This window comes from Leifsonia sp. ZF2019 (assembly GCF_019924635.1).
GTDB lineage: Bacteria > Actinomycetota > Actinomycetes > Actinomycetales > Microbacteriaceae > Leifsonia.
Genome location: NZ_CP065037.1, coordinates 576,081 through 591,675, shown reverse-complemented (window position 1 = coordinate 591,675; position 15,595 = coordinate 576,081). Strand labels below are relative to the sequence as shown.

At 69.7% G+C, this 15,595-nt stretch carries 17 protein-coding genes and 1 pseudogene; 7 read left to right on the top strand and 11 right to left on the bottom strand.

What is annotated here, in order from left to right:
- Positions 1 to 5 precede the first annotated feature (5 nt).
- Positions 6 to 380 carry an EXLDI protein gene (locus IT072_RS02950; protein ID WP_223358599.1) on the top strand — a complete coding sequence of 125 codons (375 nt, stop codon included), beginning with the start codon at positions 6 to 8 and terminating at the stop codon, positions 378 to 380.
- Between the two features lie 19 nt (positions 381 to 399).
- Here the strand turns inward: IT072_RS02950 and IT072_RS02945 are convergent.
- From IT072_RS02945 to IT072_RS02930, 4 genes and pseudogenes are all read right to left on the bottom strand, one after another.
- Positions 400 to 1,297 (bottom strand): annotated as a pseudogene (locus IT072_RS02945) (IS5 family transposase).
- Between the two features lie 33 nt (positions 1,298 to 1,330).
- Positions 1,331 to 2,713, bottom strand: a complete 1,383-nt coding sequence (locus IT072_RS02940) for an FAD-dependent oxidoreductase (RefSeq protein WP_223359324.1) — start codon at positions 2,711 to 2,713, stop codon at positions 1,331 to 1,333.
- Between the two features lie 18 nt (positions 2,714 to 2,731).
- Complete coding sequence (locus tag IT072_RS02935) at positions 2,732 to 3,790, bottom strand: polyprenyl synthetase family protein (protein ID WP_442786797.1); 1,059 nt, start codon at positions 3,788 to 3,790, stop codon at positions 2,732 to 2,734.
- 20 nt (positions 3,791 to 3,810) lie between these two features.
- Positions 3,811 to 4,938, bottom strand: a complete 1,128-nt coding sequence (locus IT072_RS02930; protein WP_223359321.1) for a demethylmenaquinone methyltransferase — start codon at positions 4,936 to 4,938, stop codon at positions 3,811 to 3,813.
- 122 nt (positions 4,939 to 5,060) lie between these two features.
- On the opposite strand from IT072_RS02930, the gene IT072_RS02925 reads away from it, so the two are divergent.
- Positions 5,061 to 6,350: an isochorismate synthase gene (locus IT072_RS02925; RefSeq protein WP_223359319.1), complete on the top strand. Its 1,290-nt coding sequence runs from the start codon at positions 5,061 to 5,063 to the stop codon at positions 6,348 to 6,350.
- A 22-nt stretch (positions 6,351 to 6,372) separates the two neighbouring features.
- Here the strand turns inward: IT072_RS02925 and IT072_RS02920 are convergent, their stop codons facing one another.
- Both IT072_RS02920 and IT072_RS02915 read right to left on the bottom strand, forming a co-directional pair.
- On the bottom strand, positions 6,373 to 7,254 hold the full coding sequence (locus IT072_RS02920; protein ID WP_223359317.1) for a polyphosphate kinase 2 family protein: 882 nt from the start codon (positions 7,252 to 7,254) through the stop codon (positions 6,373 to 6,375).
- Between the two features lie 10 nt (positions 7,255 to 7,264).
- Positions 7,265 to 9,184, bottom strand: a complete 1,920-nt coding sequence (locus IT072_RS02915; RefSeq protein ID WP_223359315.1) for a hypothetical protein — start codon at positions 9,182 to 9,184, stop codon at positions 7,265 to 7,267.
- A 199-nt stretch (positions 9,185 to 9,383) separates the two neighbouring features.
- Between IT072_RS02915 and IT072_RS02910 the strand changes: the two genes are divergently transcribed.
- Both IT072_RS02910 and IT072_RS02905 read left to right on the top strand, forming a co-directional pair.
- Positions 9,384 to 10,064, top strand: a complete 681-nt coding sequence (locus IT072_RS02910) for a GntR family transcriptional regulator (RefSeq protein WP_223359314.1) — start codon at positions 9,384 to 9,386, stop codon at positions 10,062 to 10,064.
- Positions 10,064 to 10,765 carry a GntR family transcriptional regulator gene (locus IT072_RS02905; protein WP_223359313.1) on the top strand — a complete coding sequence of 234 codons (702 nt, stop codon included), beginning with the start codon at positions 10,064 to 10,066 and terminating at the stop codon, positions 10,763 to 10,765. Before IT072_RS02910 ends, IT072_RS02905 begins: the two co-directional genes overlap by 1 nt.
- Before the next feature lie 64 nt (positions 10,766 to 10,829).
- Here IT072_RS02905 and IT072_RS02900 read toward each other — a convergent pair whose 3' ends face one another.
- From IT072_RS02900 to IT072_RS02880, 5 genes are all read right to left on the bottom strand, one after another.
- A complete protein-coding gene (locus tag IT072_RS02900; RefSeq protein ID WP_223359311.1) occupies positions 10,830 to 11,126 on the bottom strand; it encodes a Dabb family protein in 297 nt (98 codons plus the stop codon).
- Positions 11,123 to 11,386 carry a glutaredoxin family protein gene (locus IT072_RS02895; protein ID WP_223359309.1) on the bottom strand — a complete coding sequence of 88 codons (264 nt, stop codon included), beginning with the start codon at positions 11,384 to 11,386 and terminating at the stop codon, positions 11,123 to 11,125. Before IT072_RS02895 ends, IT072_RS02900 begins: the two co-directional genes overlap by 4 nt.
- Before the next feature lie 147 nt (positions 11,387 to 11,533).
- On the bottom strand, positions 11,534 to 11,632 hold the full coding sequence (locus tag IT072_RS02890) for a 30S ribosomal protein bS22 (RefSeq protein WP_003792170.1): 99 nt from the start codon (positions 11,630 to 11,632) through the stop codon (positions 11,534 to 11,536).
- Between the two features lie 70 nt (positions 11,633 to 11,702).
- Positions 11,703 to 11,897, bottom strand: coding sequence for a helix-turn-helix domain-containing protein (locus tag IT072_RS02885; protein WP_223359308.1), 195 nt, complete (start codon positions 11,895 to 11,897; stop codon positions 11,703 to 11,705).
- Between the two features lie 105 nt (positions 11,898 to 12,002).
- Complete coding sequence (locus IT072_RS02880) at positions 12,003 to 12,425, bottom strand: ArsR/SmtB family transcription factor (protein ID WP_223359307.1); 423 nt, start codon at positions 12,423 to 12,425, stop codon at positions 12,003 to 12,005.
- A gap of 66 nt (positions 12,426 to 12,491) precedes the next feature.
- Between IT072_RS02880 and IT072_RS02875 the strand changes: the two genes are divergently transcribed.
- The 3 genes from IT072_RS02875 (at position 12,492) to IT072_RS02865 (ending at position 15,594) form a co-directional block, all read left to right on the top strand.
- Positions 12,492 to 13,928, top strand: coding sequence for a TrkH family potassium uptake protein (locus tag IT072_RS02875; protein WP_223359306.1), 1,437 nt, complete (start codon positions 12,492 to 12,494; stop codon positions 13,926 to 13,928).
- On the top strand, positions 13,921 to 14,592 hold the full coding sequence (locus IT072_RS02870) for a potassium channel family protein (protein WP_223359305.1): 672 nt from the start codon (positions 13,921 to 13,923) through the stop codon (positions 14,590 to 14,592). The genes IT072_RS02875 and IT072_RS02870 overlap by 8 nt, the downstream gene beginning before the upstream one ends.
- A 123-nt stretch (positions 14,593 to 14,715) precedes the next feature.
- The gene (locus IT072_RS02865; RefSeq protein WP_223359304.1) at positions 14,716 to 15,594 is read left to right on the top strand and encodes a hypothetical protein; all 879 of its coding nucleotides are present in this window, start codon (positions 14,716 to 14,718) and stop codon (positions 15,592 to 15,594) included.
- The last annotated feature ends 1 nt before the right edge of the window (position 15,595 follow it).

Below are 15,595 nucleotides of genomic sequence, written 5' to 3'. Positions count from 1 at the left end.
AGAAGATGGGCGAAGTCGAAGTCGACGTCAGCGATGGCCCGGTGATCACGGTGAAGCGTTTTACGGGGCGTCAGCTCTTGCGGTTCGAGAGTCAGGACGGTTCGCGCTCGATCACCTACCGCGTGTATGCGACCTCCGGAGGACAGATCGCGGTCTACCAGCGCGAGGGTCCGAACTGGCGACTCTTCATCTCACCACACGAGGACGCCCCCGTATGGAACAACCCAAGGACGTGGTCGGAAGACTGGTGGCGGTCAGGTCAACGATCTCTGTCGGTCTTCCCCGATACTGCGGCGATGGCGAACGAGTTACCGCCAGAGCTGGTCCAAGCCACGATGACAGCGCTCACGGTCCCCGACGTCGAGGACCTCGACATCTGAAGGTCCGACCTCGCGCTCGTCAGGTCGTGAGCGTCCCTACCCAGTGGAGGGTGGCGGCGAGGCAGAGCCCGGCATAGTAGTTGCGGGCGGTCTTGTCTGAGCGCATCGCGATCCCGCGCCATTGTTTGAGCTTGTTGAAGCACCGCTCGACGACATTTCGGCCGCGGTAGCGGGCCCGCTGCTGCTCACCGAAGTCGATCGGCCGCCCGCGCCGCTTGCGTCGGTAGGCGATCTGATCGTCGCGCTCCGGGATCGTCACCGAGATCCCTCGTTCCCGCAACCAAGCCCGGTTCGCCTTCGAAGGGTAGCCCTTGTCCGCGAGCACTCGGTCCGGGAGTGAGCGTGGTCTGCCGCGGGCACCGGGGACGCGGATCTCGCTGAGCGTCGCGGTCAGCATGCTCGTATCCGCCGTCTGCCCTGACGTGAGAACGAACGCCAGCGCGCGGCCCTTCCCGTCGCAGACGAGGTGGCTCTTGGTCGTCAGACCGCCGCGGGAGCGACCGATCGCGTGATCGGGCGGCTCGTCACCAAACTTCTTGTAGTTCGATGTAGCCCCCCGTGGCGCGTGGCAGGGTCGCTCCGTGCTGGTGCACGCGCACGATCGTGGAATCGATCGACGCGACCCAGTCCAAATCTCCGGACCGCTGCGCGAGCGACTGCGTCTTCTCCAACACCCGCGCCCACACACCCTGCCCGGACCACCGGTTGAAGTTCTTGTAGATCGTGTTCCAGTTCCCGAACCGCTCCGGCACATCCCTCCACGGCGCCCCGGTCCGGAACCGCCACGCCGTCGCCTCGACCACCGTACGCCGATCCACCGGCGGCCGACCCGTCGACTTCACCGATGGGAACAACGGACCGATCACCGCCCACGCCTCATCCGAGATCACATCACGCGACACGGGTCCAAGACTCACCCCAACGCACCCAAATGCGTTTAGCTACACGCCCTAGTCCTCGGTCGAGGCGGAGACGGCCGTGCGGTTCGACACGCGCACCATCTCGTCGCGCGGGACGACCTTGATGCGGGCGCGACCACGCTCGGCTCCGAGCGCCTGCTCGTGCTCGTCGAGGTTGTGCCAGCCGTCGAGATCGGTGTACTCCACACCTCGTTCGCGGAGCAGGTTCTCCACCGATTCCTCATCAGGGTCGGTGGGGGACCACCAGTTTCCCTGATCGTTGATCACGTGCTTGATCGTCTCCATCGCATCGGACTTGGTGTGCCCGATGAGCCCCACGGGGCCGCGCTTGATCCACCCTGTGGCGTAGACGCCGTACATGCGCTCGTTGTCCTCCGTGCGGAGCACCTGACCCTCGTGGTTCGGGATGACGCCGTGCTTCTTGTCGAAGGGGATGTCGGGCAGCGGGGATCCGAAGTAGCCGACGGCGCGGTACAGGGCCTGGATCTCGATCTCGCGCACCTCGCCGGTGCCACGCACGCCGCCTTCGCCGTCCGGCTCGGTGCGCTCGTAGCGGATCGCCCGCACGCGACCGTCGTCGTCCGACAGCACCTCCAACGGCTTGGCGTAGAAGTGCAGGTGCAGGCGACGGGAGGCCGAACCGACCTCGCGCTGACGCCACTGCTGCAGCACGCGGTCGATCACCATGACCTGCTTGTTGCTGGCGATCGCGTCCTTCGACTGCTCGTCGTAGTCGAAGTCCTCGTCGTAGACGATCATGTCGACGTCGCGCAGCTCGCCCAGCTCGCGCAGTTCCAGCGGCGTGAACTTCACCTGGGCCGGGCCGCGGCGCCCGAAGACGTGCACGTCGGTCACGGGCGAGTCCTTGAGGATCTCGAAGACGTTGTCGGGGATCTCGGTCGGCAGGAGGTCCTCGGCGTGCTTGGCCAGGATCCGCGAGACGTCGAGGGCGACGTTCCCGTTGCCGATCACCGCGACCGACTCGGCCTCCAACGGCCAGGTGCGGGGCACGTCGGGGTGCCCGTCGAACCAGCTGACGAAGTCGGCGGCGCCGTAGGAGCCCGTCAGATCGATGCCGGGGATGTCCAGACCGGCGTCGCGCACGGCTCCCGTCGCGAAGATCACGGCGTTGTAGTGCCGCTTGAGGTCGTCGAGCGTGATGTCCGTCCCGAAGGTGACGTTGCCGAAGATGCGGATGTCGCCGCGGTCGAGAACGTCGCGCAGCGCCGTGATGATCCCCTTGATGCGAGGGTGGTCCGGCGCGACGCCGTAGCGCACGAGACCATAGGGCGCGGGCAGCTGCTCGAACAGGTCGATCGACACGTCGAATCCGCGTTCCGCCTTGAGCAGGATGTCCGCGGCGTAGATGCCGGCAGGCCCGGCGCCGACGATGGCCAGTCGGAGTTTGGTCATGCGTTGTGTCCTTCGTGCTCAGCTGGAACGTTCGACGATCGAGTCCGCGAAACGGACGAGCGCCTTCTTGACAGGTCCGTCCGGCAGCGGGGCGAGCGCCTCGACGGCCTCGCGCGCCCATCGGTGGGCCTCTTCCAGGGTCTGGTGGGTGACCTCGTGCTCGCGCAGCGCGGCGATGGCGGCCACGGCCTCCGGAGTGACCTCGCCCTCCTCGGCCGTCCCGATCACGTCGCGTTCGAGCCGCTCGAGCAGCTCGGCGGCGGCAGGATCCGCGCCGGCACGCTCGCGCAGGCGCAGCACGGGAAGGGTCGCGACGCCGGCGCGGAGGTCATTGCCCGGGGTCTTGCCGGTCTCCTCGACGCCCTTGGCGGAGAGGTCGATCACGTCGTCGATGATCTGGAACGCGACGCCGATCTTCTCACCGAACGTCACGACCGGCTGCTCGTAGCGTTCGTCCGCACCCGAGAAGACCACGCCCATCTGCGCGGCGACGGCGATCAGCGAGCCCGTCTTGTCCTCGAGCACCTTGATGTAGTGGGCGATCGAGTCCTCGCCCTCCTGCGGGCCGATGGTCTCGTGCAGCTGCCCGAGACAGAGCCGTTCGAAGGTGTCCGCCTGCAGCTCGATCGCGCGGGTGCCCAACGCGGAGACCAGCTTGCTCGCGCGGGCGAAGAGCAGGTCGCCGGTGAGCACCGCGACGGAGTTGCCCCACACGAACTGGGCGCTCGGCACCCCGCGCCGCATGTGCGAATCGTCCATCACGTCGTCGTGGTACAGCGAGGCCAGGTGCGTGATCTCGACCGCCTGAGCGGCCTGCAGCACCTTGTCCGTGGTCCCCCCGCCGAGCTGCGCCGCGAGGAGCGTCAGCATCGGGCGCACCCGCTTGCCGCCGGCCTCGAGCAGATATCGGGTCGTCACGTCCGCCAGGTCGTCGGCGAATCGCATCTGCGCGCGCAGACCGTCCTCGATCGCGACCAGGCCGTCATCGATGGCCGCCGCGAGGGCACGATCCTCACCGCGGGCGAAGATCCGCTCGGTCAGGCCCAGCTGGCTGGACACCGACGCGGGCCGGCGCACCGCAGGAACACTTCGTGGCACTACTCCCCCTCGGGTGGGACGGACGGTGTCGCGGACGTGCCGCCGGCGGCGGGCTTCTTCGCGGTGGTCGGCTTCTTCGCGGCAGCAGGCTTCGCAGCAGAAGCAGGCTTTTTCGCGGCAGAAGCAGGCTTCGCGGCGGCAGCAGGCTTCGCCGCGGCAGCAGGCTTCTTCGCGGCAGCGGACGTGGCGCCGCCGGCGGCCTTCTCGGCAGAAGCAGGCTTTTTCGCGGCAGCAGGCTTTTTCGCGGCAGCAGGCTTCGGCGCAGCAGCAGGCTTCGCAGCAGAAGCGGGCTTCGCGGCGGCAGCAGGCTTCGCGGCGGCAGCAGGCTTCGCAGAGCTCTTCGCGGTCGGCGTGGGCTTCTTCGCAGCCGTGGCCTTCGCTGCAGCAGCAGGCTTCGCCGCCGGGGCCGCGGCAGTCTTCGCGGTGAGGGGCTTGCGGCCGCGGTGCAGAGCGACGATGCCGGCGGTCAGGTTGCGCCAGGCGACCGCCTCGTACCCGGCGTCGCGCAGCCACGCGGCGAGCTCGGGCTGAGCCGGCCATGCCTGGATGGAGTCCATCAGGTACTCATAGGCGGCAGGGTTGGAGCTGGCGACCTTGGCGAGCAGAGGCATGCCGTACTTGAGGTAGGCGCCGTATCCCGCGCGGATCAGCCCGACAGGGGGGTGGGAGAACTCGCAGATGACGACGCGGCCGCCCGGCTTGGTGACCCGGTAGAACTCGGCGAGCGCCTTCTGCGGGTCGACGATGTTGCGGAGGCCGAACGAGATCGTCACGGCGTCGAACTCGTCGTCGTCGAACGGGAGCTGCGTCGCGTCGGCCTGCACGAAGGTGACATAGGGGTTGCCCGCCTGGCGGCGGCGCCCGACCTCGATCATCCCCTCGGAGAAGTCGGCGGCGACCACGCTCGCGCCGTCGCGGGCGAGAGAGGCGCTCGATGTGCCCGTCCCGGCGGCGACGTCGAGGATCCTCTCGCCGGCGCGCGGGCTCACGGCACGCGTCGTCGCCACTCGCCAGAGGGATGCGTTGCCCACGGAAAGGACGGTGTTCGTCCGGTCGTAGTGGGTGGACACCTCGTCGAACATGGCGGCGACCTGGGCGGGCTTTTTGTCGAGGTCGGCCTTACTCACCACACCAGCTTAGGCTGCCCTGTGATCCCGTGCATTCCGCGGGCGGGATGGACGGGATCTGCGGGGCGAACGTGCAGCGGGCGCGCATCCGGCGCCCAGCGTCCCGGGCGTAGGCTGTAGCGGTGACAGCACCAGCGACCACGCGACAGGCGACGGACGTGACGGCGCTCTTGGTCGAGACCACACCCCTCGACGACGTCCGCCAGCTCATCCCCTTCATCGACGCCCACCATCCGCTCCTCTGGATCAGGAAGGGCGAGGGGATCGCCGGCATCGGCGAGGCGCTCCGGCTCGAGTTCTCCGGCCCCGACCGCATCAGCGACGCGTCCGCAGCCTGGCGGGCGACGGTCGAGGCCGCGACGGTGACCGACGCCGTGGCGACGCCCGGCTCCGGGCTCGTCGCTTTCGGCACCTTCGCGTTCGCCGACGAGAGCGCCGCGACGAGCACCCTGATCGTCCCCGAGATCGTGATCGGACGCCGCGGGAGCACGAGCTGGATCACCCGCATCCGCCCGCTGACGCAGCCCGACCCCGCCGAGGGGTCCGCCTCCTCGGCGGCGCCCGCGCTCCCCCGCCCGACCGCATTCGGCGACGAGTACCGGCTCACGCTCCTCCCCGGCCGCCTCGGCAAGGACGGCTACCGGCAAGCCGTGACGGCCGCCGTCGCCCGTATCCGCGAGCACGACCTCTCCAAGACCGTCCTCGCCCGCGACCTGCGCGGGCACCTGCCGCTGGAGTCCGACATCCGCCGCGCCCTCGTCGAGCTCGCCCTGGGCTATCCGGAGTGCTGGACGTTCGCCGTCGACGGTCTCGTCGGCTCCTCACCCGAGACGTTGGTGCGCGTGCACCACGGCACGGTGACCGCTCGCGTCCTCGCCGGCACGATCTCGCGCGGGACCGACGCCGCCTCCGACCATGACGCCGCCGTCACGCTGGCGAGCAGCACGAAGGACCAGCAGGAGCACCGCTTCGCCGTCGCGAGCGTGCTCGACGCCCTGCGCCCGCACAGCGCAGACCTCGACGCGAGCGATCTCCCCTTCACCCTCAAGCTTCCGAACCTGTGGCACCTCGCCACCGATGTGGCCGGCACCCTCAGCGACGGGGCGAGTTCGCTCGACCTCGCCGACGCCCTCCACCCGACGGCCGCCGTCGCCGGCACTCCGACTCCCGACGCGCTCGCCCTCATCCGCGAGCTCGAGCCGTTCGACCGCGGCCGCTACGCCGGACCGGTCGGCTGGGTCGGTGGCGACGGCGACGGCGAGTGGGCGATCGCCCTCCGTTGCGCGCAGCTCGACCCCGGTGGGGACCTCACGGCGTACGCCGGCGCGGGCATCGTGGCCGATTCGGATCCGGAACGCGAACTCGCCGAGACCACGATGAAGTTCCGGCCGATCGTGGAGGCGTTCGGCTGACCCGCGTTCCGCCGGGTGGGCGTCAGCTCGCCGCGAGTCGGGCGCGCTGCTCGTCGACGTCGTAGTCCGGTTCTGGCCAGCCGAGGTCCAGGCGCTCGAGGGCGTCGATCAGCAGGTGCTGCACCGCGATGCGCGCGTACCACTTGCGGTTCGCGGGCACGACGAACCAGGGAGCGTACGCGGTTGAGGTGCGATCGAAGACGACCTGGTACGCCTCCTGGTAGTCGTCCCACAGCAGGCGCTCGTCCACGTCGCCGGGGTTGAACTTCCAGCGCTTCTCCGGCCGGTCCAGGCGGTCCTGCAGGCGTTTCCGCTGCTCGTCCTTGCCGAGGTGCAGCATCACCTTCACCAGGGTCGTCCCGGTCTCGACGAGCTCCCGCTCGAAGTCGTTGATGGCGCGATACCGGCGCTCGATCTCCTCGGCGGGGGCGAGCCTGCGCACGCGTCCGATCAGCACGTCCTCGTAGTGCGACCGGTCGAACACGCCGACCTGCCCGGCACCCGGGAGAGCCTTCTCGATGCGCCAGAGGAAGTCGTGGGCGAGCTCCTCCGCGGTCGGCTTCTTGAACCCGGCGTACCGCACGCCGCCCGGGTTCATCGCGCCGACGACATGCGAGACGATGCCGCCCTTGCCGGCCGTGTCCATCGCCTGCAGCACCAGCAGCACCCGGCGCTGATCGCCCTGTGTGGCCGCCGCGTAGAGACGCTCCTGCAGGTCGGCGAGGATGCCCGCTCCCTCGGCGAGCGCCGACACGCCCTCCTGCTTGCCACCGTCGAAGGCGGGCTTCGCACCGGGATCACGATCGGCGAGCCGGAAGCCGGCGTCGACGCGAAGCAGTCCGTCCGGGTCCGCGCTCCAATAGCTCTCTCGTCCCACGGTTCCTCCTCGGTCGGGTGGGTCCATCGTAGGGATGTCAGCGCGGCGACGCCACGCCCACCACCGGGCCGAAAGCGCGCGGTGGGTGCAGGAGCTCGATCGGCGCCGTGCCGCCGGGGAACAGCCGCGCCACCTCGGCCGGGTCGGCGCGATCGTCGATCGTGATGTCGATCGTCTCGCGCCAGCGGCCGTCGGCGGCACGCTGCAGCGTCGCCTCCCACGTGATGCCGGGCGTGCGCTTGGCCTGCACACGGAGGTGCACGCCGACCGCTCCCCGCCTGCCGAGCAGCGAGAGGAGCCCCCGATAGACGGCGGCACGCCCGCGGCGAGAGGGCCACGGTGCGAGTGCCGTGGCCAGGATGTCGGCGTTCCAGATCACCGTCGTCGCGAACCCCGAGCGCGACTGGTAGACGTCCACCGCGATCACGCCGGGGATGCGCCGCACCGTCTGGCGGAGACTCAGCCGGGTGATCCCCTCCTCCACGGTGCTCCGCAGGTACAGCGGTACGGCGGCGCGCGGAGGGAGGTCGCCGGCGCGCAGGGCCGCGCGGTCGTCGACGAGCTGACCGGGCCCGAGGAAGGGGGCGAGCTCGCGGAGGAAGGCGGCGACGCGCTCGTCCGGTGGCCGGGCCTCAACGACCGCCGCGGTGTCGGCGTACGCGGTCGACTGGTGGAGGGCTCCGAGCCGGAACCCGACGGTGAGCGGCGGTCTCGCCTTCACCGTGAGCAGTCCCCCCGCAGCGGAGCTCACCGCGTTGTCGCGGCCGTCGATGCGCGGGACGATGTCGAGCACATGCTCCAGCGACAGCGCGTGGACACCCGACGGCAGCCGGAACCTCCCGAGCGGAGAGCCGCCGACGACGAGATGGGTCACCGCGAAGCCGTCCGCCGCGGCGGAGACGGCGATCTGAGCGGCGACCATCCCGCCGAGGCTGAAGCCGGTGAGGAGCACCGGCTCGCCGGTGCGGATCCCGGCCGCGCGCATGGTCGCGATCGCGGCGCGCGTGATCGTCGCCTGCCGCTCGGTACCGATCACGAGATCGGCGGTGAGGTCATTGGGCGCCGCGCCGGCCCGTGGATGCCACGACTTCGTGCTCGGGAGCTGGACGATCCACCGGCGCCGACCGGACTCCTCGACGCGGCTGATCACGCGGATGACCGCGACGTCGGCGCGGTCGTCGAGGTCGGGGTCGCAGAGGTCGTCGATCTCCCGCTGGCTGAGGAAGACCTCCCGCAGCGACCGCACGGCCCGCCTGCGCATGGCGCCCGCGGCGAGCCCCGGTGCTCCCAGCGGGTCCGGTGCCGGGCCGAGCCGGAGCCCGAGGCGCGCCGCGGTCGAGTCGGCCATCGTCGCGGGCGGACGGTACGGAGCACGCGAATCCGGGTCGGCCCACCAGGTGAAGAAGTCGTGGAGCAGGGGGAACGCCTGCGCCAGGAACTCGTCGTAGCCGAGCAGCCGGGCGTCGTGCCCGTCGCGGAGCAGGCCGCGCCGCCGACCCAGGCCGACGACCTTGCGCAGCAGACCGGGCAGCGTGAACACCGCCAGGTACGGCCGCGCGCGCCAGCGCGGGAAGACGAGACCCGCCACCCCCGCTCCCAGCGCCAGCGGGGCGAGCAGCCAACCGGCGAGCCGCGCCGCGCCGCCGACCGTGCGCGGGACGAGCGAGAGGTAGAGGCCGCTCAGCGCGATACGGCGCGCCCGACGCCGGGTGGGCGGCGGCGAAGGGAACGGATACGGCACGCGCCGCGCGCGCTGCACGACGTACCAGACCCACGCGGCGGCCATCCCGACGAGCCATCCCGCCGTCCCGACCACGGCCGCCACGGCACCGAGCGCCAGCAGCACGACGCCCACCACGAGGGTGAGCGGGGCGCCGACGACGAGTCCCGCGAGCAGCGCCGCCCATCCCCCGGCCGACCGCCCGCGCCAGAGCTGCGGTGGCGACTGCGGCGTCATGCGGTCAGCCTAGCTCCCGACCTCCGACGGGGAAGGGAGGCGGCAGTCGGGGACAGCGCAGGCGAAGAGCCTCCTCGAGGCGGGGCTGATCCCGCCCGACGAGGTCGAGGCCCTGAAGGCGAAAGCGCTTGGCCGGCGCTTCTGAGCCGGTCTGGAATCGGGCGGTTGAATCTTGGCGGGGCGGATGTAATATTCAAGTATGCCTGTACCCGTAACCGAGGCCGTCAGCCCGCGACGGCTCATCCGAGACGAAGTCTTCCTCCGTCTCCTCGACGCGATCGTCGAGGGCGACCTGACACCCGGCGAGCAGCTCTACGACGCCGAGATCGAGAAGTGGGTCGGTGTGTCGCGCACGCCGGTCCGCGAAGCCCTGAACCAGCTGGCCACCATGGGGCTGGTCGAGATCATGCCGCAGAAGCGCACGCGCGTCACGCCGATCGACACGACCCGGCTCCGTGGGCTCGCCGACACCGTCGGCACGCTGCTGCGCGGCGTGGTGCGGGATGCGACCCCGCTCCTCACCGACGCCGACAAGGAGACCCTCCGCGCCACGCTCACGAGCGCGGCCGACAAGACGGCCACCAAACTCGAGCGCGACGGCCTCCTCACCGCGGGCCTCATCGACGTCTTCGTGCGCCGGCTCGACAACCGCACCATCGCCCGCCTCGTCAAGCGGCACCTGCCCGAAGTGCGCCGCGCCCTGATCGCCACTCCCTCCGACGCCGCGTACGTGGGCAGCCTGCCGCTCCTCAAGCCGGTCGTCACGGCAGCCACCGCCGGCGATGCCGAGAAGGCCGCCGCCGCGTTCGCCGCATACTGGGACAAGGGCCTCCAGACCGCCGTCGACGAGTTCGCCGCACTCGAAGGGAAGACCGCCTGATGCCGCTGCCCGTGAAGGACTCCGCCCCCGTCGAGCGGCAGCTGCTGCGCGACGTCGTCTACACCCGCCTCTACGACGGCATCCTCGACGGCACGCTCGAGCCCGGCGAGACCCTGCTCGACGACAAGCTCACCTCGTGGCTCGGCGTCTCCCGCACTCCCATCCGCGAAGCGCTCATGAAGCTCGCCGACATCGGACTGGTCGAGATGGCGCCGAACCGGTACACCCGCGTCGCCCCCATCGACCGCCGCGCGATCGACGAGGCCATCTACACGACCGGGCTGCTGCACGAGCACGCCGCCCGCACGGCCGTCCCGGGCCTCGACAACGCCGCGGTCACCCGCCTCGACAAGGCGCAGAAGGAGGTCAAGAAGACCGCCAAGGCCGGCGACAAGCCCGCGCTCGGCCGGGCGCTCAACGACTTCTTCCTGGAGTTCGCGCGCAACTCCGACAACGTGGTGCTGCTCTCCGTGAGCGAAGGCCTCGGCCCGCAGCTGCTGCGCTACATCGCGGCCTGGCAGCGCCCGTTCGACACGGACGAGCTCGCGGCGAACGTCACGGCGATCTTCGAGGCGGCCAAGGCGCGCGACGGCCAGAAGGCGGGCGACCTCGTCGGCGCGCTCTTCGCACCGACGCTCACCGAGTTCCTCGCCGAGCACCGCCGCAGCGACCGCGAGATCGACGAGAACGCCAACGTCTGACCATCGCCACCACGAGAGAAGCGCCCGGCCCCGCACAGGGGCCGGGCGCTTCCACGTTCCGGGATCAGACCTCGAAGTCGACCGCGCTGCGCCCGTCGACCACGGAGCGGATGTAGGACGCGACCGCTTCATGCGCGGGATGCACCTGGTACCGCGCCACGGCATCCAGGTCAGCGAAATCGCTGATCAGGACCAGATCGAAGTTACCGGGCAGCACATTGACGCCGACCTCGAGGCGCTCGATCTCCGGCACGACGCCGACGAGCGACTCCAGTTTCGTCTTCACGGCGGCGGCGTGCTCGGCACGCTCGGCCTCATCGGACGAGGCGAGCTTCCACGTGACGACGTGGCGAATGGTCATCGGTCCTCCAGGATCGCGGTGCGCAACCGGGCCGGATCGACCCGCCAGTAGGTGTGCATGCGCCCGGCCACCAGGACGACCGGAATCTCCTCCACGTACTTCTCGTGCAGGACCGCATCGTCGAGGATGCTCAGCTCCTCGACCTCCACGACCGGAGCGCCGTCCGGGAGCTCGTCGACGACCGTGCGGATCACATCGCGGGCGTCGTCGCAGAGATGACAGCCCGGCTTGCCGATGAGGGTCAGAGTGACGGCGGACACAGGGATCAGCCTAGCCCGTGAGGGCACAGCACTGTATGTCTTCGGGAACAGCACTGTGCTCTTCCGGGCACAGCACTGTGCTCTTCCGGGCACAGCAAAAAGCGCCGGGCCAGAACGGACCGACGCTTGAGCCGCAGACGCTGAGGTCTACTTCTTGTTGCGACGCTGGTGGCGCGTCTTGCGGAGAAGCTTGCGGTGCTTCTTCTTCGCCATACGCTTGCGACGCTTCTTGATAACGGAACCCACGTAGACCTCACAAAGTTAGGGGGGTTTGCCGCGGGGTGCGCGGCGACACGAACACCCAGTTTACCCGACGTCAGGCCGTGTCGGCGACGTGGTTCTCCAGAGCCTGATCGACGGCCGACTCCGGCACCCGGAACGAGCGGCCGAAACGGATGGCTGGGAGCTCCCCGGAGTGCACCATCCGGTACACGGTCATACGGGAGACGCGCATCATGTCGGCCACCTCCGCGACCGTCAGGAAGCGCACATCCTTCAGATCGTGTGCCATCGACGTCCTCTCTCCGCCCGCCATGGTACTCGGGTGTCCGGCGGGTGACAGGACTCTATTGGGCCGCTGCCTCTCGCGGCAAGCGCGAGCGCCAGGAGGCGCCGCTCAGTCGCGCCGCCACTTGGTGACGCGCTCGGTCGCGTTCGACACCGCGTGCCGGGTGTCGGCCAGCACCTTTCCGACGGTGCTCGCGAACTCGCGAGTCTCCTCCGCGAGCTGCGCCGAGATCGCGGCGGCGTCGACATCGGCCGCGGTGAACGGGATGACCCAGTCCTCGACGAGCTCCAGCGGCGTCGCGTCGAGCCGGTAGTAGCGGTGCTGACCCTCCTCGCGCACCGACACGAGGCCGGCCTCCCGCAGCACCTTGAGGTGCTTCGAGACGGTCGGCTGGCTCAGCTCGAGGGTCGCCACGATCTCCGAGACCGAGATCTCGCCGACGCCGTCGGGAGCCTCCGAGTGACGGTCGAGCAGCACGCGAAGGATGTCGCGCCGCGTGGGGTCGGCGATCACGTCGAAGATGTCGGCCATCCCCCCAGGCTAGTCACTCCACTGGCGGAGTACCATGTCCGAAGCTTCGGTGGGAGGGAACGGACGATGGCTACGACCCCGGCGGCCCGGCGCGGCGCCGCCACCCCCGTGGCCCGGGTGCGCGGCGCGCTCAACGCCTTCGCCTCCCGGAGCCCGTCGCGATTCGCGATCCTCGTCTTCACCCTCCTCATCCTGATCTTCACTTTGCTGTTCTCGCTGCCCATCGCGACGGTGAAGGGCTCGGTGACCCCGCTGGCGGACGCCCTCTTCACCGCCGTCTCCGTCATCTGCGTCACCGGGCTCTCGACGGTGGACATGGCGACCCATTGGTCGGTCTTCGGCCACCTGCTGGTCTACCTCGGCGTCCAGATCGGCGCCGTCGGCGTGCTCACCATGGCGAGCATCCTGGGCCTGGTCATCTCGCGCCGGCTCGGGCTGCGCGCCAAGCTCATGGCGGCGAGCGACAGCAACCCGCTGCGCATCCACGCCGGCCCCGTGGCGGAAGGCCAGGCGGTTCGGCTCGGCGAGGTCGGCAAGCTGCTCACGACCGTCGCGCTCAGCATGGTCGTCATCGAGGGCCTCGTCGCCGTGCTCCTGCTCCCCCGCATGCTCCTGGCCGGGATGTCGTTCGGCTCGGCCCTCTGGGAGAGCCTGTACTACTCCGCCATGGCGTTCACGAACACGGGATTCGCGCCCAACGCGGAGGGGCTGACGCCGTTCGCCGAGGACTTCTGGTTCCTCGGCGCGCTGATGATCGGCGTGTTCCTGGGCGCGATCGGCTTCCCGGTCATCCTCGCCATCGCCTCCAATCTCCGCAAGAAGCGGCGGCGCTGGTCCATCCACGTCAAGCTGACCCTGCTGACATCGGTCATCCTGCTCGTCGCGGGCGCCGTGCTCTACATCGTGCTCGAGTACGACAACCCCAAGACGTTCGGGAACCTCGACGCGGGGCACACGGTCTTCCAGTCGTTCTTCCTGTCGACGATGGCGCGGTCGGGAGGCTTCTCGACCATCCAGATCAGCGACCTCCACGGGTCGAGCCTGCTCGTGACGGACATGCTGATGTTCATCGGAGGCGGGTCGGCCTCCACCGCGGGCGGCATCAAGGTCACCACGCTGGCCGTGCTGTTCCTGGCGGCGTTCGCGGAGGCGCGGGGTGTGGAGTCCATGGACGCGTTCCGGCGGCGCATCCCCGTCGACGTGCTGCGACTGTCGGTCGCGGTGGCACTCTGGGGCGCCACGATCGTCGCGGTCTCGACGATCGTGATCCTGCAGATGACCAAGGCGCCGCTCGACCACGTGCTGTTCGACGTGATCTCCGCCTTCGCGACCTGCGGCCTCTCGACCGGCCTGACGGCCTCCCTCCCCGATCCCGGCGTCTACGTGATGGCCGTCACCATGTTCTGCGGGCGCGTTGGTACAGTGACTCTCGCCGCAGCGCTGGCGCAGAGCCAGCGCAAGCAGCTGTACCAGAACCCCGAGGAGAGGCCGCTCGTTGGTTGACCGGATCAAGCACAACGCCCCCGTCCTCGTGATCGGCCTCGGCCGGTTCGGGGCCGCGACGGCGGGCCAGCTCGACCGGCTCGGCCGGGAGGTGCTGGCCATCGACACCGACGCGGGCCTGGTGCAGAAATGGGCCGACCGCGTCACGCACACCGTGCAGGCGGACGCCCGTTCGATCGAGACCCTCCGGCAGATCGGTGCGGAGGACTTCTCGATCGGCGTCGTCGCCGTCGGCTCCTCCATCGAGGCCAGCGTGCTCATCACGGCCAACCTCGTCGACCTCAAGGTGCCCCAGATCTGGGCCAAGGCCATCTCGCAGTCTCACGGCAAGATCCTGGAGCGCATCGGCGCCAACCACGTCATCTACCCGGAGGCCGAAGCGGGCGAGCGCGTCGCTCACCTCGTCTCGGGCCGAATGCTCGACTTCATCGAGTTCGACGACGACTTCGCCCTCGTCAAGATGTATCCGCCGAAGCCCATCCGCGGCCTCAACCTCACCGAGTCGGGCGTGCGCAGCAAGTACAACATCACCGTCGTCGGCGTGAAGAGCCCCGGCAAGCCCTTCACCTACGCCACCGCCGACACCGTCGTCTCCAACCACGACCTCATCATCATCTCGGGCACCTCCGCCGACATCGAGCGCTTCGCCGCCCTCGACTCCTAGCCGCCCGTCGAGACGGCCCATTCTCAGCCGCTTCGCATGCTTAGACCCCACTTTGCGCCGTCTCGATCGCACGCCTGTGGAGAGACAACCGCGCGGCGGTGCGGAGTGTGCTTGGGTCGCGGGATGGATGGATTCAGGGTCGAGGACGGGCTGGCCGTGGGAATGCCACGGAGCAGCCTCTACAGCAAGCGATACCACCGGCCGTTCCACGGCGCACGGACGGAGACGGCACCTCGCAACCACGTCGAACTCTGCACTGCGGCCGCGCTGATCCTTCCACCGGACGCCGTCATCTCCCATCGCTCCGCCGCGCTGCTCCACGGGATCCCGTTGCCTCGCAGCGCGGAGCCGCGCGACGTGGACGTCTGCGTGTTCGAGCCCGCACATCGCGTCAAAGCGAGAGGGGTCATCGGGCACCGCATCACACCGAACGGGCAGCGGCAACTGTGGAGGCACGGCGTGCGGGTGTTCGCACCCGAAGAGGCGTGGGTGCAGCTCGGCAGCATCCTCACGACGGAGGAGCTCATCGTCGCCGGCGACTACGTCGTCACCGGAGACCAGCCGTACAACGGGTCCGCGCCTCCCGCGACGACGGGTCAGCTCGAATCGGCGCTCGAGCGGTACGGTGCACGCCGAGGAGCCCGCACCCTGCGAAGCGCGTTCGCGCGCATCCGCTACGGTTCGCTGTCTCCGCAGGAGACACGACTGCGCTTGGCCCTCGAGGATGCCGGACTCCCGACGCCCGAACCCAACTACCGGGTGGGCGGGGATGACGGGCGCACCGCGGCGATGATCGATCTCGCGTATCCGGCCGCCGCGGTGGCGATCGAGTACCTGGGTGACCACCACAGACTCACGGCAGAGGCGTACCGCAAAGACATCGCCCGGCGGGAGTGGCTCGTGCAGCGCGGCTGGAACGTCGTGTTCGTCACAGCCGCCGACGAGTTCGGCGCTGTGGCCGAACGGGTCCGAACTGCGCTCAGAGCGTCGCGAGGCGGCTGAT

Excerpts from the sequence above, each read along its gene's own strand:
- IT072_RS02950 (WP_223358599.1), top strand. The coding sequence starts at position 6 with ATGGGCGAAGTCGAAGTCGACGTCAGCGATGGCCCGGTGATCACGGTG.
- IT072_RS02905 (WP_223359313.1), top strand. The coding sequence starts at position 10,064 with ATGCCGCTGCCCGTGAAGGACTCCGCCCCCGTCGAGCGGCAGCTGCTG.
- IT072_RS02920 (WP_223359317.1), bottom strand. The coding sequence starts at position 7,254 with ATGGACCCACCCGACCGAGGAGGAACCGTGGGACGAGAGAGCTATTGG.
- IT072_RS02915 (WP_223359315.1), bottom strand. The coding sequence starts at position 9,184 with ATGACGCCGCAGTCGCCACCGCAGCTCTGGCGCGGGCGGTCGGCCGGG.
- IT072_RS02865 (WP_223359304.1), top strand. The coding sequence starts at position 14,716 with ATGGATGGATTCAGGGTCGAGGACGGGCTGGCCGTGGGAATGCCACGG.
- IT072_RS02880 (WP_223359307.1), bottom strand. The coding sequence starts at position 12,425 with ATGGCCGACATCTTCGACGTGATCGCCGACCCCACGCGGCGCGACATC.
- IT072_RS02875 (WP_223359306.1), top strand. The coding sequence starts at position 12,492 with ATGGCTACGACCCCGGCGGCCCGGCGCGGCGCCGCCACCCCCGTGGCC.
- IT072_RS02940 (WP_223359324.1), bottom strand. The coding sequence starts at position 2,713 with ATGACCAAACTCCGACTGGCCATCGTCGGCGCCGGGCCTGCCGGCATC.
- IT072_RS02900 (WP_223359311.1), bottom strand. The coding sequence starts at position 11,126 with ATGACCATTCGCCACGTCGTCACGTGGAAGCTCGCCTCGTCCGATGAG.
- IT072_RS02885 (WP_223359308.1), bottom strand. The coding sequence starts at position 11,897 with ATGGCACACGATCTGAAGGATGTGCGCTTCCTGACGGTCGCGGAGGTG.
- IT072_RS02910 (WP_223359314.1), top strand. The coding sequence starts at position 9,384 with ATGCCTGTACCCGTAACCGAGGCCGTCAGCCCGCGACGGCTCATCCGA.